General features: G+C 38.0%; 12 protein-coding genes. All 12 read right to left on the bottom strand.

Translation table 11 applies throughout. The annotated features are described in order from the left end of the window. Window position 1: 1 nt before the first annotated feature. Window positions 2-799, bottom strand: a complete 798-nt coding sequence (locus tag GWR14_RS06015; protein ID WP_163408136.1) for a hypothetical protein — start codon at window positions 797-799, stop codon at window positions 2-4. A 28-nt stretch (window positions 800-827) separates the two neighbouring features. Continuing rightward, on the bottom strand, window positions 828-1,673 hold the full coding sequence (traN, locus tag GWR14_RS06010; protein WP_163408135.1) for a conjugative transposon protein TraN: 846 nt from the start codon (window positions 1,671-1,673) through the stop codon (window positions 828-830). Window positions 1,674-1,691: 18 nt separating this feature from the next. Continuing rightward, the gene (traM, locus tag GWR14_RS06005; protein ID WP_163408134.1) at window positions 1,692-2,978 is read right to left on the bottom strand and encodes a conjugative transposon protein TraM; all 1,287 of its coding nucleotides are present in this window, start codon (window positions 2,976-2,978) and stop codon (window positions 1,692-1,694) included. Window positions 2,979-2,982: 4 nt separating this feature from the next. Beyond that, window positions 2,983-3,477, bottom strand: coding sequence for a hypothetical protein (locus tag GWR14_RS06000; protein ID WP_163408133.1), 495 nt, complete (start codon window positions 3,475-3,477; stop codon window positions 2,983-2,985). 14 nt (window positions 3,478-3,491) lie between these two features. Continuing rightward, entirely contained in the window at window positions 3,492-4,100 is a 609-nt protein-coding gene (gene traK, locus GWR14_RS05995; protein ID WP_246236291.1) for a conjugative transposon protein TraK, read from the bottom strand. A gap of 29 nt (window positions 4,101-4,129) precedes the next feature. After that, entirely contained in the window at window positions 4,130-5,194 is a 1,065-nt protein-coding gene (gene traJ / locus GWR14_RS05990; protein WP_394367934.1) for a conjugative transposon protein TraJ, read from the bottom strand. A gap of 144 nt (window positions 5,195-5,338) precedes the next feature. Further along, complete coding sequence (locus tag GWR14_RS05985; protein WP_163408130.1) at window positions 5,339-5,974, bottom strand: TerB family tellurite resistance protein; 636 nt, start codon at window positions 5,972-5,974, stop codon at window positions 5,339-5,341. Further along, window positions 5,971-6,600, bottom strand: a complete 630-nt coding sequence (locus tag GWR14_RS05980; RefSeq protein WP_163408129.1) for a hypothetical protein — start codon at window positions 6,598-6,600, stop codon at window positions 5,971-5,973. Before GWR14_RS05980 ends, GWR14_RS05985 begins: the two co-directional genes overlap by 4 nt. Window positions 6,601-6,615: 15 nt before the next feature. Continuing rightward, window positions 6,616-7,302 carry a conjugal transfer protein TraI gene (locus GWR14_RS05975; RefSeq protein WP_163408128.1) on the bottom strand — a complete coding sequence of 229 codons (687 nt, stop codon included), beginning with the start codon at window positions 7,300-7,302 and terminating at the stop codon, window positions 6,616-6,618. A gap of 25 nt (window positions 7,303-7,327) precedes the next feature. Further along, window positions 7,328-9,799: a TraG family conjugative transposon ATPase gene (locus tag GWR14_RS05970; protein WP_163408127.1), complete on the bottom strand. Its 2,472-nt coding sequence runs from the start codon at window positions 9,797-9,799 to the stop codon at window positions 7,328-7,330. A gap of 39 nt (window positions 9,800-9,838) precedes the next feature. Further along, window positions 9,839-10,156 carry a DUF4133 domain-containing protein gene (locus GWR14_RS05965; RefSeq protein ID WP_163408126.1) on the bottom strand — a complete coding sequence of 106 codons (318 nt, stop codon included), beginning with the start codon at window positions 10,154-10,156 and terminating at the stop codon, window positions 9,839-9,841. A gap of 10 nt (window positions 10,157-10,166) precedes the next feature. Continuing rightward, the gene (locus GWR14_RS05960; protein WP_163408125.1) at window positions 10,167-15,737 is read right to left on the bottom strand and encodes an Eco57I restriction-modification methylase domain-containing protein; all 5,571 of its coding nucleotides are present in this window, start codon (window positions 15,735-15,737) and stop codon (window positions 10,167-10,169) included. Window positions 15,738-15,766 lie beyond the last annotated feature (29 nt).

Below are 15,766 nucleotides of genomic sequence, written 5' to 3'. Positions count from 1 at the left end.
ATTACATGGATTGACTTTTCTTTTTTTTCTTAGCTTCCTTTGGCACTTCAGGTCCATCATCGTCGGCTGTTTGGTTTTGCTTTTTACTGCCTTGTTTCTCTGAGGTCTGCTGGCTTTCGGATTGTTTTTCTTCTTGAGCTTTACGATTGTCAATTCGTTTCATATTATTATCATAGATATTAATTGTTTTGAATTGCGGGCTTGCTTCAATATACTGCTTGATCTCATTGCCTTCTTTTAAGAAAGTAGCGCTCTGCAGATTTCCTTTTTTCAAAGAATTCATCAAGTCTTCTTTGTATTTTGGGGTTTCCAGTTCTTTAATTGGATGTTTGGACAGTGCTGCTTCTAAATCATAGCCGTAATTCTGGTGGTAATGGTTTAGTTTAAAGTTTCCATTAGTTTCGGATTGTTTGAAGTCCATTTGAACCCAGGAATTGTAAACTTCACCCTCTTTACTGGTGAGATCTTTATTGACTGATCTGCCTTCCATAAGATTGTAAGCTTCTTTCATGGTTATGTTACTGCCTTTATTGATATAAAAGGTTTGCTCCAAAGATTCTTTAGAATTCTCTTTTTGCAATTCCACTTTATAAGAATTAAAGAAATACAGATCACTTTCTTTCGACTTATTGAAATTTAATGTCGCTAGAGTCGTATCATTACCATATTGCGTATTATGTGTCAAAGTAAAATTAGGCTCTTCCTTCTGCATTTTTTCCTTTAATTGAGATTCCAGTGCTTCACCGAATCCGGTATACTTAATCTGATCTCTTAAGTATTCAAAATTTTTCTCGTTCATGATTTCAATTTTTAAATTATTATATAGTTTATAGTTTAGGGAGTACAGTAACCTGCACCAGTTTTGTATTCTTGACATGTTCTTCTAAATGTCTGCCTCCGTTTTTTTCCATTAGCTGTATGGCTAAGAATTTTTTTTCCGGAATTGTAAATTTTGGCAGTGCAAATACAAAGATGTTTTCTGCTTCTGCTTCAATTTTATCAACATTATTCAGGATATAAATGGGTGTAATTTCAATTTCCTGTGAGGCAGTACGTTTTATTTTTTTTGTGTCACGGATAAAAAAACGAAGCTGGTCGATCTCATAATTGATTTTAGAATGGTTGGTTATTTTTATCCTGTAATACATTACTTCGTCACGTATAAAAATTCCGTTGAGCCTAAAATCAATATCGTACTTACTTTCCTTTTGACCTCGCAGCTTTTTTTTGTCGTATAGTGCTAATTTTGAATATTCCTCAATATCCTGATCATTAATAGCTTCATCTGAAAAATAAATTTCCTGTCCGTTCAGTTTTGTTTTATTCAAGGTAAGATTCAGCTGCGGGAAATCTTCATTATAATCCAATACGAAGGAATAGAGTTTGCCATCTGCAGTGACTACCGTAAGATTGGTTTGAAAAAATCCTTTTTGGGCAGCTTTGATCTGAAGGATGTTTTCAAGACCTTTTGCTTTTTGTACGAGTATATCAGGACTTCCTTTGTCAACACTTTTTATGGCAAAAGGAAATATAATATTGGTCGTTTTTGAATAGGCTATCCTTAGAGAGTCTGATTCTGTTTTGGATAAACGGTTTTTACTTGTTTGCTGTGCAAATACATCGATGGTCATCAATAATAAATACCCCATCACCAATAGTTTAAAATTTTTCATCTGTATCATTTTTAGTTTTTAATTGGAATTATTTTGTTTCTGCTTTTCATCGTGCAGCAGTACCTTATAACCAGCTTTTACAACTACTTTAACTAGCTTTACTTTTTTACTCAGAAGACTTTTTGCCGCTTCAATTCCGGCTCCTGCCGCCTGAGCTCCCCATGAGTCGTCAAGTGATGCAACTCCCAAAGTCTGCATGGATCGATCAGCAGAAGCTTTGGCTACATCACGATTAATAGCTCCCGGAATATAGATTCCAACAAGTCCATCCATATCGTAAACAGACAAATCCACCGGGAATAAGGAGTTGTTGTATCTGATACTGCTGATGTTGATCGTTAGCCTTTCTCCCTTTAAGGAAGCTGTTCCAAACAGAAAATTGTCTTTTACAATTTTAACTCCGTTTATGAAAATATCATTCATGAGTCGGAATTTAACTGTGGATCCATTTACAATGGTTTGTGTTTCGTGGATAATGGCTTGTACTGCATTTTGCATTAAATCATCATTTTCAGGTTCGTCCAGAGAGTAAAATCTATTCGGTCCTGACTCAGTATGATTAACAGTTTTGTTTTGTAAAGAAGAAACAGGATCTTCCTGCTCCTTGGTGGAAATAGTGAAGACTTGTCCACGCTCAGCCTCGGACGCTTTTTTTAATTTTTCCTGCATTCTGTTGGGATGTTGGATATCCAGAATACTCTCCAGCATTCCACCGAGCTGTTTTAATTCCGGATCCTGGCTTTCCTGTCCATCATTCATAGACTGCATCATTTGTTCCAGTCTGTCCACATCATTGGAATGCATCAAGGCGTCTTCATTTGATTTTGAAATTTTAGCATACTCTCTGTTTTGCTCCGGAATTGGAACAGGTGCATTAATTGCTTTTTGCAATGCTTCCAATTTTTGATGTACTTTTTCTTCATTTGGATCACGATAAACGGATTTGTTTAAACCATTTCGTTCTTTTCTATGGGTAACAGCACTGCTGTCCTCGGTGGAATCAATCTGAAAGGACTGGCTTAAATAATTAGGATCTTTTTTAATAAGTTCATCCAGCTTTGCGGAATCAAGAGCAGCCAGATCATAATAATTCATTTTATCCAGCGGAAGTCCTTCTTTCAGGTTCGCATCAGGAAGTTTTAGATTAAAACCTTTTTGCTGTGTTACTGCTGAGTTAGAGGCATCCATTTTTCCACCACCCAATGCCCAAAAAATGGCAGTTAGAAATGGTAAAGCCAATATTGGCAATACCAACAGCATCTTACGCTGCTTTAGTACTTTTAGAGATTTTGTGTTTTGTTCCATGATATTAATTTTTAAGATGTGAGTAATAATAATTTTCTATTATTGTCAGACTGTCCAGAAGTCCGGGTCGCTCTGAAACAATACTGTCATAAGTTTTTTTTCCTGTGGGACTGCGGTCCAGACTATCCATATATTTCCGAAAACTTGCAATTTTTTCAAATTCTGTTTTACTAATAACTTCATTGAGTTCAAGAGGCTTTTCCTTTAAGGGTATTGCATTGGCTGGTTTGGTTATTGGGATTACAGTAATATTTTCAGTTGGATTACCTGAAAAACTTTTCACAATCAGATAAATACTGCATCCACCTGTAAACACTATAAAGGCCAATAGAATCACTATCCAGTTAAGACGTGAAAAGTGAGCCGTTTTACGTTCGAGCCAATGGGCACATTTATACTGTAATCGGAGATTGGCCTGTTCAAACTTTTGCCATAGATTATTTTTAGCCCTTTCCACAACATCGCTTTTTTGGCTATTTCGTTTAAAAGTGAATTTCATGATGTAGAGTTTTATTATTTTCTGTTTTCAGTACTTATATCTCGATTCTCAATAGTATTCCATCGCTCGATTAAAAAGCCGTGTGGATTGTTGTCGCTTCGCGACACATTACGAAGGTTACCTTCAGTTATAAGGTTCCGATGTGCAATACTGGTCGTGCGTATAATATTTTGAGTAGCATAACATCGGAATCCATACGGATAATTACTAAGGTCAATAGCTACACTGTCAATCTGAATGGTCTGGCTGACATTTCCCGATATGATACCGGAGTAATAACCATTTTCTTTTAAATCATCGTAAACGCGTTTGGCACTGTCATCCGCCAGATAAAGTGCTTTGGTTACATTACTTTTAATTACTTTATCATCCGGGTCAAGTGTAAAAAACAGCTTATGGAAGGTTTTCACATGATCTCTGGCTTCTACGGGAATATTATCTTTTCGGTCTGAAGCATAGGCTTCAAGTGCTTTTCCGTTAGCCAGTATATAAACCTTGTTCTGCATTTGCGATACGAGTGTGAAACTCTTATAAAGTGAAAAGCAGCTAATCAGGATACACCCAGTAATGACAAGCATCGTAAAACCGCGGACATGACGAAAAGCAGTGTCAATATTTTTCATTTTACTAAACATAAGCTTTGAATTTAGGATTAAGATTTACCTTTTAACTTATCGGCCATATAATTCTCCTTGTCTTTGAAGTAAGGCTCAGAATTACCGGAATTCGCCATGCTCTGATACATACGCCCTGCAGCATTTCCCATTGCATCAGCTGCCATTGTAGTGCCTTGAGATGCAGTACTCATCACTGAAGTTGTTGAACTACTAAACATACTGGTCACTTTTTGTCCCAGTGCACCGCCACCTCCGGCATGAACAATGTAATTAGCGACTGAGGGAACAGTGAAATAGCCAATAATGCCAATAATCATAAAGACCAAATAGGCAACATCAGTCCTGCTAAAGAAAGTATCTCCATATTCTCCAGCTTGGGCTATGTCAATTTTTAGCATATTCTCCTGAATTTTCCCGATGATACTTCCAAATATATTAGCCACAGGGAGCCAGAGATAAATGTTGATGTAACGTGCCAGCCAAACGGTCAAGGTATGTTGAAAACCATCGAAGACCGAAATACCAAAAACGATTGGGCCTAAAATAGAGAGTACCACCAATTGAAAAGTCCGCAGCGTATCGATGCATAGGGAAGCAGATTCAAATAATACACGCAGTACCTCGCTCATCCATTCTTTTACTGAATTTCGGAAATTATAAGAGGCTTTGCTCATCGCAAATTTGATATCATTTCCAATACCATCCAGCATTCCCTGTCCACTCGGATCTGCGTCATCATGGGTATATCGGTACCATTTATCCTGATCGCCGCTTCCTGTGGAACCCACATACATTTTCCATGGATCTGTTTCTTTGAGCGCTTCTTCTTTTTCTTTAAGCAGCCTTTCAATCGCTTTATTTGACCCTTCGACCATTGCAGCAGTTGCGGTAACAGTAGGTTTCATGACACCATTAATCATATACAGTACAGACGGGAAAATCATAATGCAAAACCCGATAACAAAAGGACGAAAGAGCGGATAGAAATCTATGGGTTCGGCACTTGCAATATGTCTCCAGACTCTTGAAGCGATATACCACATCGCTGCAAAACCGGCAAGACCTTGACCGACGCCAATGAGATTACTGCACAAAGGCATCATTTCATCATACAATTGTTCCAGCACGCTATGCAGACCGTTCATGTCGTCTGCAATTCCTTGTGAGTGGCTCAGAAAGGGGGATAAAATCATTATTACGACAAGTGATATGTGCTTATTTATCTTTATCATGAGAGTGGATATTTAGTTATTTAACTTATAAATATTACGCATTGCGCGGGTATCATTATGCTCTTTGGCACGTTGCAAAGCCAGTACAGCCGTATTGTTGTTGAAGTTTCTCAGGAACAAAAGTTTGTCCTGCATATCTGCATATATTTTGTCAATAGCCGCTAGCCTTTCATCATCTGACATTCGCATTTTATTAGCGGTAATCACCGAAGTCAATTCATCAAGATTTCTAAGACTTTGTTTAAACAGATTATCATACACTCTTTCGAGATAGGCGATTTCTTCAGGATTAAAATTTTTACTATCCCTAAAGCGGTTAAAAGCGGACTTGTATTCTTTTACCAGCAGCACCTGATAATTAACAATATCACCAATATGCCTGTAATTCTTAACTGTGGGACTAACCTGCATGAGCGCATCAAGAAATGTTTCATGAAGGTTGAAATTTCCTTCAGACAAATCTTTTACCGTATTATAACCTCCACTTAGTATTTCATAGCCCTTTTTCATGTCCTTTAGAATCTGTTTGAACTGAGCCAATTTTTCTATGTTCAAAATCAATTGCTGGATTTCCTGTTTTTGGGCTGTTACTTTAGACGGAAGTAAAAAAAGAATAAATACAGTTCCTATAATCAGTAATTTTTTCATGGCAAATCAGTATTTATGCCGCTGAGGACACGGCTGTTTTTAGCTTCTTTTAATTCGGCTGCTTTTGATACAGCGAGGATTTTAGTTTGATTACTAAAACTCTCACAGAAAGTATAATTATCAAGCATACTCTGGTAAATCCTATCAATGCGTTTCACTCGCTCATCATCTTTCATTTCGAGTTGTCCGTCCGTAACGATTGTTAAAAGTTCATCCAAATTGGTATCACAATTTTTGATTAATCGTTCAAATACCCTTTTGACATAATCGATTTCATCTCCATGAAACAAATCATCCTGCCGGATTTGCTGATACAAACTTTTGTAGCTTTTCATGATTTTGATCTGGAGCGCTATAATTTCCGTTACCCTTGCATACTTTTTTATTTTGGGATTGACTGTCTTAAGGGAATTCAGGTAATCTTTATGAAGATTAAATTCTCCGCGTTTGAAATCTCCAATGGTGTTGAGCCCTTTTTTGACTACCGAATAACCTTTTTTGGCATATCCTATATACACCTGCAGGGCTGCAATTTGCTGTAAAAGCATCCTTTGCTGTTTGGCTTGTGCCTGAAGATGCCCTGTAGTGAGCACAGTAATAAGCACTAGTAAAAATATCTTTTTCATGATTTTTTAGGTTGTTTACGGAATTCCGTAAAATTGTTTGATGGATTTGACATCATGTTCTGTTTTGGCTCTTTGAAGACTCAGCAGTATATTCTGTCTGTTAAAGAGTGTCAGGTCATCATAATTGGCATCAATCTGATCCGCAGCGCTGTTGATGATCTCCAATCTTTTGGCATCACTCATCTGCGTGGTAAAAGAATCCAAAACCATGAAAATCTGATCGATGTTTTTCAGGCTTTCATCTAATATTCCCGAGTACACACTTTGCATATAATTGAGTTCGCTTGCATTAAAATGAGCATCCTTTTGAAACAAGTTCCAGGCTCTTTCATATTCCTCTACCAAACGAACCTGTTTTTTACTGATGTCTTTGATACGCTGATAATAGGTAATGATGGATTTGACTTTTGCGAGTTCTTCATAGTAATTTTTGTACAGCTCTTTTTGCTTTTGTGTCCACTCGGATATCTCATCTAATTTTAGTTTGGATAAAACATTCTCTATTTTTTTCTGCGCATTCTGAAGCCAGATCGTTTTGTTCTGCAGTTTTTGAATCCTTAGATCAATAGCCTTTATTACCTTTTTGGCAACCGCTTTTACGATTTCTAAAATTGGTATTGCCGCCACTGTTGCCGGTCTTGCCGGAGTGCTAATGAGTAAAAAGCACAATAGGCAGATCGTGATTTTAGTTTTTGCTTTCATATTATTGTTGTTTGGGTTTAATTTTTCATGATGTTTTTACTCTTAGGTCAATGGCGAGCGCCGCAATACCTTTTTTAATGTCACCATCAAATTTCCTGGCATATGCCTGTACTTTTACTTTTTCAGTTTCTTCGGTGGTGTAGGCCAAATATTCCTCCAGCGACACTTCCGTACGGTAGACTTTAGATTGCATGCCTCCCAGGGAGATAAACACTTCTTTGTACTTTTTATCAGGATCATTGGCTTTGTTAACCGAGAGCACTAGTGCCTTTTCTTTATCAGTAAGCCCAAGCAGTTCCTGAATTTGTTCGAATTTATTTTGATACTTGCTCTGATCCAGTAATATCTTGCAGTCACTGTTATTGATGATAGCCTGCTTGACTACCGGGGAAGAAATTATATCTTCGACTTCCTGAGTCACTACAATGGCTTCGCCAAAGAATTTACGCACGGTCTTGAATAAATACCGAATGTAATCTGCCATCCCTTCCTTGGCAATTGCCTTCCAGGCTTCTTCAATAAGGATCATTTTTCGAATGCCTTTGAGTTTGCGCATCTTACTGATAAACACTTCCATGATGATAATTGTTACCACCGGAAAAAGTATTGGATGGTCTTTGATATTATCGAGTTCAAAAACAATAAATCGTTCTTTTAACAGATCCAGATTCTCGGTAGCGTTGAGCAGGTAATCAAATTCACCTCCCTTGTAATATGGACGAAGCACATAAAGAAAATTATTCACATCAAAATCTTTTTCTTTTACCTTATCACCTTCCAATATGGTAACAAACTCGTTTTTTAGAAATTCATAAAAGCTGTCAAAACAGGGAAACAAATCCGAGTTACTGTCTAACTTTTCATAATACAATTGCAACGCATTGGACAGTGCTACATATTCACTTCTATTAAAAGTCTCATTGTCTTTTTTCCAGAGTGCGAGTAGCAATGTTTTAATACTTTCTTTTTTCTCGGTATCGAGCGTATCACCTTCGCTGATGTAAAATGGATTAAACCTAATCGGGTTCTTTTCATCGTATGTAAAGTAGTAGCCCTTTACCATATCACACAATCCTTTGTAGCTATGTCCAACATCCACCAGTACAATATGAGTTCCCTGCTCATAATAACTCCTAACCATATGGTTGGTGAAAAAAGATTTACCGCTTCCCGAAGGTCCCAGTATAAATTTGTTTCGATTGGTGCAGATTCCCATCTTAACAGGCTCGTCGCTAATATCTACATGAACCGGTTTTCCTGTCAAGCGATCTCCCAATCGAATACCCGTTGGACTCAGTGAAGAGCGGTAACCTGTTTCCAGATTCAGGAAGCAAGTCGCTTGTTCCGTGAACGTATCGAAAGTGTCATTCATTGGGAAATCTGCGGAATTCCCGGGAATTCCTGCCCAAAATATTTGTGCAGCTCCAACCGTTTCTTGTTTCGCAGCAGCATCCATCTGAGCTAAAGCTGAAGAAACTTTATTTTTCAGGTCTTTGAGCTCTTCTTTATTGTCTGTCCAAATCAGTACATTAAAATGTGCTTTTACTGGAAGTCGTTGCTGGCTAATAGCCTCGTTAAGAAAATCATTGGTCGCGTCACGCGCAATCAGGTTTTCCCTGCTGTAGGCTGATAAGGATTGGAGACGTAATCTTTTACTTTCGAGTTTTTGAAGTGTTTTCTGAAAATCTTCTATAAAAATATATTGATTGTAAATATGATTACAGGAAAGCAATTGCCCGAGTGTTGAAGCAAATCCAATACTGAATTTGGTCTTATCAGTTGAATATCGGTCGTAGTTGATTCGGGAACCACATAAGGCAGGCAGATCAGCTGCATCTCCCAATGTATAAATCTGACAGTGTTTATCTCCAACCTGCAGGCCATCATCAAAAGCGATATCTTTAAAAACAAAGGAGTTTTCTTTTTCAGAAAGAAAACAATATCTTTCTATAATCCCAATTTTTCTGCTATGGCTTTTGAGTTCATCGTTTCCAAGACGAGTCAGTTTTACAAAACCACTGTCTTCCAGTATGCGTCTGAATTGCCCGGTACTGTCAATAAACTCCTGACGTACTTGCACTTTTAATGTTTCTTCCGGAACTATTGAACTTCTAAGTAAATTTGAAAATAAGGAACTCGATGTTTTTCTTCCTGCCGGTTTTTTAGTTAAAAAAATGTAACAAGAATGATCCAGAAAGGGCCGTTCATTAAAAAAACGTTCACTGCTTCGGGTAAGAAAACTGGAATCTTCACTTGTGAAATCAGGTTCAAACTTACTATCGATAAACCAGTCCTGTTTATGGAATACGCTAAATTTCGGAAGCAGTTTTATGGCTTTAAGCCATGCCTGATGAAATGCTTCGTATTCCTGATCCGACAAGGTAAATATCTCAGGCAGTTCTGCTTTGAAAACCACTGTTACATCTCCTTGTTTGGACAGGATGCAATCGTGCTCCACATCCATAATTGGTAAAATATCATCTATCATCTTTTCCATCATCCTCTTTTTTACCGCTCAGGCAGAGCTGAGCAAATTCTATTTCATCATCCTAAATATTTTTCTGCTTTGGGACTTTACTGCTTTGGGAATCTGTCGTTTTGCCAAAGCTTTCATCATTCCATATTCACCGTATTTGTGGCTCATTTTATATATTTTCAATACCCATAATGTTCCTGAAATACCAATAATCCCTATACAGATTATAGAGGGTAAGCCAGCTATGTACATAATGGCAAACAGTATCATAAGTACAATTACGCCACCACCCAGATACCAGATATATTGTGCCTTTAAACCTTTAAACTCGATGCTCTGGTTAATTCCTTTGTTGATTTGATAAACACTGTTTGACATGGGATCTATTTTAAAATTTCATTCTGTTACTGCGTCTCATTTCTGAAAAAGAACGCTCCTGCCATTTATCAGTATTACTTTCAGCAGTTGTACAACCCTTTGCCTCTTCACCATTCTTTATTGGCAGTTGAATGACCGGCACTGCATCGGTTAATTTTGTTTCATTATTAAGCTTATCATCCTGTGGATTAGCTTCTTTCAATTGGTTCTCCTGAATTTTCAGGGCTATTTCCCTTTCCAAACTAGAGAGGTCGCTTTTCATTTTTTGCAGTTCATGCTCCTGGCTGAATACTTTTGTACTTAATTGCTGTAATTCTGGAAGCTGGTTTTCAATATCATTCAGGGACTTTTGATATTTCTGTGTGAGATATTCGACCTTATCAATTGCATTAAGAAAATGGCGGGCTGCCAATTTTGGATTGTCCACATTGGGAGTTCCTCCATTGGAAGTATATTTGATACCATCTTCCAAACGTTGTGCGTAAAAGCTGTTAGAGTAACGGTATTGGTACAAACCATCATTTTGAAACGCTTCACGTTCTCTTTTTATGTAGAGTTTAAAATCATATAACTTTCCAATCTCTCTAGGCTGGTTTTCTACTTCGGGAGGTTTCCAGTTTTTATAGAGCAGGATAATTTCTTTACCTATACTTTCCGGATCTGCTGTCCTGCAGTTATACAACTGGATTGGATTGGCTTTAGAGCCATCAGGCTCATACTTGAGATTGTTTTTGTAAAAGCTGTGATCAGCAGTTAATTTATCCAATGTTTTAGTGGTGATTCCCTTTTCTTCTATGAGGTATTCAACCTGATATTTGGTTCTGGAAATTTCTTTGTAATGTGCTTTTTTGAGGCTTTCCATTACCGCCACTTTTTTCTCCAGTTTTGATTTTTCCAATAAAGAAGTATCTCCTGATAATACTGCGATGTATTCCGAAAAGTTCATTCCGCTCTGCTCATCCATGGCTCCTTCATCAATAGTCCTGACATTAAGTTCACAATTTTTCATCTGACTGATAAAAGTCTGTTTGTTCTTCAAAAGGTTGAATTTGTAATTGTCCAGTGACTGCTCCGTGGCATAGATGAAATTCTTTACCTTATTACCATAATGCTGTTTAGCAACTTCGTTTCCTTGTCTGCTTCCTCGGCCATTGCGTTGTCCGAGATCAGATGGCCTCCAGGGAATGTCCATATGATGCATCGCCACAACACGCTTTTGCACATTAAGTCCTGTTCCTGCTTTTTCGGTACTGCCCAAAAGAATACGTATTTCACCCGTATTCATTTTAGAAAACAATTCTGGTTTCTTCTTGTCAGTCCAATCGTGGATGTAGGTAATCTCATGGGCAGGGATATTAAAATCCCGTATCAGTTTTTCTTTAAGGGCATCGTACATATTAAAGTCATCCGGCTTGGGTGTACCGATATCCGAAAAAACAATCTGAGTGCCTTTATGTTCCATGGAAACCTGGTAAATTTCAGCCACATTTCTGGCGCATGTATTGACTTTATTGTTTGGATGATCATCGTAACGATCACTTATGAGTCTCATATCAGCAGCCATTTTTTTAGCATAGTTAGTAGCGATGAGCATTCTGCCTTTATCTTCCTGCTGGGTAAGGGGCGCTCTGCCGATAAGGGTTGCATTACCTGTTTTGGCAAACTGCATGAGCTGGATAATAAACTGGCTTTGCTCAGGTGTAGGACTGATATTGACAAGCCGTTCCTCAATTTCCGGTTTGTCGAGATCAATATGTTTTGCTGTTTTATAATCGGTAATTTCATTGTAGAATAGCGCCAATTCCGGAACTTTAATAAAATGGCGAAAACGCTCTTTGGCAATAATTTCGTTGGTAACCGAAAATTCAAAATCAGTTGTTTTTCTGGCGAAGACAGCTGCCCATCCGTCAAAGTTTTCAATCTGCTGGCGTTCCATTTCTTTAGGCCGCAGGTATTTGAAAAGCAAGTACATTTCTGTCAGGCTGTTTGAAATAGGAGTGCCCGAAAGAAAAGTTACACACAAATCCGAATCGAATTTTTCCTGCAGCGTGCGTACAGCAAATAACATATTAAGCGCCTTTTGGCTTCCCTGCATATTTCCAATTCCTGCAACACGATCATGACGGGTCGTGAAAGTCAGGTTCTTGAATTTATGTGATTCATCCACAAACAAATGATCAATTCCCATTTCTTTAAAGTTGATCCCGCTGTCCTTTTTATCTTCTATATCTTTGAGCAGTGTTTTTAGTCTGCCATCCAGATTATTTTTTCGTATTTCAAGACCTTTTAAGATCTTTTTAGAGATGTCGTCTCCCAAATCTCTGGCTGTATCAAGGTCTCGTTCTATATTATCTAGCTCATTTTGTAAGATCTCTTTTTGTATTTCCGGTGACTGCGGAATTTTACCAAACTGGTCGTGCGTTAAAATGATGCAGTCCCAATTGTTATTTTTAATCTCATGGAAGAGTCTCATTCTTTTAGCCGGAGTAAAATCATTCTCACCCGGAGCTAAAATCCTTGCATTGGGATAAGCCTTTCGATAGGTTGCTGCAATTTGATTTACATTGGCATTGAGTGCCAGTATTGCAGGTTTGTGAATAATTCCTAATCGTTTCATTTCATTGGCCGCTACAATCATAGTCAGTGTCTTGCCAAGCCCGACCTCATGATCGATTAAAGCACCACGGTTTTGGATAATACGCCATGCCGCATTTTTCTGAGAGCTGTATAAATCATCGATTTCAAGCGCTTTTTTATCCAGACTCGGAAAACTCAGGTGGCTTCCGTCATATTCGCGTAATACATAACAATTGAAGGTATTATTATATAGACTTTCCAGTTCATTTTTGTCGCTTATTGGTAATTCCTGCAGCCACTCTATAAAACCATTACGGATGTTCTCAATTTTTTGATGTGCAAGCTGTATCGCTTCATTGTCGGGCATTCGGATTGGTTTTCCGCCTGGTCCCTCAACTTCATAGGTGAAAAACGGTGCAGTATTTTCAAGGGCATGCTCCAGTATCGTGTAGCCATAAGTGGTTCTGCCGCTTTTTGGAGTTACCGAAAACTCTCGGTCTATTTTGGTATTGTGTCCTGTACTTACTTTAAAGGTATCCAGTGATGGGAAATAATTAATTTCAGTTGGCTGATCAAATAATTTTCCAGCGAAATTCTCATAGTAGCGGCTGGGAATCCATCGTTCACCAAGGTTAAAATCCAATAATTCAAAAGGGATACGCTCAGGCTGTACTTTTTCAAGTGCCTGCAATCCTTTGTAATATTGCGTATTTTCGGGATATAGCTCCACAGCTTGTTTTGCCTGCCGTAACTTTTCCACAACATTACCGCTTAAGTAGAGGTCTGAAGTTTCCCAATTCTGACCTGTTGGATTCAAATAGATATGATGGTTCAAACGTTCTATAACCTCATTTTGTTCAAGTCCTGTCGCCGCAGTTATAAATCCTAAGTCAACAGCTCCAATTTCGTTTAGACTTCGGGCTAATGCTTCAATGGGATCGTCTGTATAATAACGTTTTTGCTGTTTTAATACAGATTCGATTAAAATATCCGATTTTAAATAACGTTCTCCTTCTTTGCGTTCCAATGAAGAAAGAATGGTGAAACCAAAAGCGGAATCCTGCATGATGAGCCTGCGATTCTCAGCACCATTTAAAATACCATAGTGAGAAACAAATTTTGTATACTGCTCATCGAGATTTTTTCGAACTTCATCACTGGCTGTTTGGTCTGACTGCTCTTTCTCAAACAATTCCAGATAATGATCCCGAACAGTTATATAGGAATCATAAAATTTGAGATTACCCTGTGTTGCTAATGGCTGAAAAAAGGCCTGTTTATGCTTGTCATTTATGTCACTGATAATCCCAACGGACTCTCCAAGCCGAACCAGTGTTCCTTCTTTATAGAACGATTTGAACGGCGCCAGTTCTTCATAAAGCTGTCTTTCCAGATTAAAGGCAGATTCAAGGGTTTGGTCTCCTTCATAAATATATTTATGATCATAGTACTGAAGGGTATTGGATAAAGCCAGTAATTCATGAGGCAGTAATCCACCATTCATCCAATTGGCTGAAAAGCCATCAATTTCTTTTACATTAGAATATAATTTATACAAATACCGATTGGACTTGTTTTGTTTGGCAGCAATCAGCACCACATTTTCATGTGATGGATTATCAGTGGTACGTATAGTGCTGAGTATCCTTGCTGTTTTTTTATCTACTACTGTTTCATCAAGGGGATTGATGTAATCCATCGCACGGTTGATGTTCTCCGCAGGGACAGTATCAAACAAGCCAAGCTGAACTGAAATACCGCTTGCTTTGCTCTCAGGCATGGGTAAATAAGTAAATTTCGGCCCGATTGTTTCAGCGGGTTGAGCGATCTCGATTTTTTGAGCTTTTTCAAAAAGTTCCTTTTTAAAGTTATCTTTTAGTCCTTTGGAAATATTTTCTGCAAGACGATCTTTAATAGAATTGATATCCCCATTTTGTCTCACACTTTGATGTGCCTGCCCGTATTGGTTTTTACCGGCTTGTATTTCATTACCAACGATAAGTTCGGGTCTGTTGTGCAGGTATTTATTAATACTGTATTTTCCAAATTCATTTTCCAGTTCAACGGTTTGCAGCAGTTCATTTTCATGGTCAGACAGCATTTCTTTATGCTCGTTTTTCTGTACAATAAGCAGATGATTAGGAGCATCCGTATTTCCGGTTTCCTTCATCAGGTTATCAGGCATAACGGTGGCACTCACAAAATCTGCATTTTGAAAAAGATATGCGCGGGCACTCTTATTGGAAGGGCTGTTTAAAAAACCGTCTGTAGTTATGTAGGCCATAAGACCGCCATCCGCGAGTTTGTCCAGTCCTTTGGCAAAGAAGTAATTATGAATTTTTCCTGAAATCGCTTTATCAGGATAGGCTTCGTCGTAAACAGAAAAATTACCAAAAGGAATATTACTGACCACAAAATCATAACTGTTATTATCACTTGTTGGAGCTTCTTCAAGTCCTATAATATGAGTGGTGTTTTTGGTTAAAAGTGTACTGTTTAATGCAGAAAGCACCAGTCCGCTTAATCGGTCTTTTTCCACAGCAGTAATTTGTTCCAGATTTGGAAATACTTTTTCTGCTTCAGTTATAAAAATACCTGATCCTGCTGATGGCTCATATAAGTTTTTAGGGTTTATGTCTTGCTCTTTTAAAACAGTGTACAAAGTTTTGGGAACAATCTCCGGGGTATAAAATGCCGTAAGGACACTATTACGAAGTGATGAAACAACTGCATTATAATCCTTTTCAGAATAATGTTCCTGCAATATTGCATGCAGTCTTGTCATCTCTGGATGAAGCTTCAGGTCTTCTTTTGTCGCTCCGGATTTTATCCAGTCTTCGGTAGTACTATGAGGATATAATACAGCCTTGATACCTCCAAATCCGGCATATGCCTTTAGTGTAGCAACTGCTTCTTCCGATAAAGCATTACCTTGCTGCCATTGCATGGCAATGGTAATTGCCTCGATATTGATACTTAGTTTTTGGGATAGATTGTAAGCCATAATTACTCATTTTCATACTACACACTGCT

This window comes from Flavobacterium ajazii, from assembly GCF_010614725.1.
Taxonomy (GTDB): domain Bacteria; phylum Bacteroidota; class Bacteroidia; order Flavobacteriales; family Flavobacteriaceae; genus Flavobacterium; species Flavobacterium ajazii.
This window is presented reverse-complemented; position numbering and strand designations above follow the sequence as displayed.

Bases quoted from the DNA above. Each gene is read 5' to 3' on its own strand.
- GWR14_RS06015 (WP_163408136.1), bottom strand. From the start codon at position 799: ATGAACGAGAAAAATTTTGAATACTTAAGAGATCAGATTAAGTATACC.
- traN (WP_163408135.1), bottom strand. From the start codon at position 1,673: ATGAAAAATTTTAAACTATTGGTGATGGGGTATTTATTATTGATGACC.
- traM (WP_163408134.1), bottom strand. From the start codon at position 2,978: ATGGAACAAAACACAAAATCTCTAAAAGTACTAAAGCAGCGTAAGATG.
- GWR14_RS06000 (WP_163408133.1), bottom strand. From the start codon at position 3,477: ATGAAATTCACTTTTAAACGAAATAGCCAAAAAAGCGATGTTGTGGAA.
- traK (WP_246236291.1), bottom strand. From the start codon at position 4,100: ATGAAAAATATTGACACTGCTTTTCGTCATGTCCGCGGTTTTACGATG.
- traJ (WP_394367934.1), bottom strand. From the start codon at position 5,194: ATGCCTTTGTGCAGTAATCTCATTGGCGTCGGTCAAGGTCTTGCCGGT.
- GWR14_RS05985 (WP_163408130.1), bottom strand. From the start codon at position 5,974: ATGAAAAAATTACTGATTATAGGAACTGTATTTATTCTTTTTTTACTT.
- GWR14_RS05980 (WP_163408129.1), bottom strand. From the start codon at position 6,600: ATGAAAAAGATATTTTTACTAGTGCTTATTACTGTGCTCACTACAGGG.
- GWR14_RS05975 (WP_163408128.1), bottom strand. From the start codon at position 7,302: ATGAAAGCAAAAACTAAAATCACGATCTGCCTATTGTGCTTTTTACTC.
- GWR14_RS05970 (WP_163408127.1), bottom strand. From the start codon at position 9,799: ATGGAAAAGATGATAGATGATATTTTACCAATTATGGATGTGGAGCAC.
- GWR14_RS05965 (WP_163408126.1), bottom strand. From the start codon at position 10,156: ATGTCAAACAGTGTTTATCAAATCAACAAAGGAATTAACCAGAGCATC.
- GWR14_RS05960 (WP_163408125.1), bottom strand. From the start codon at position 15,737: ATGGCTTACAATCTATCCCAAAAACTAAGTATCAATATCGAGGCAATT.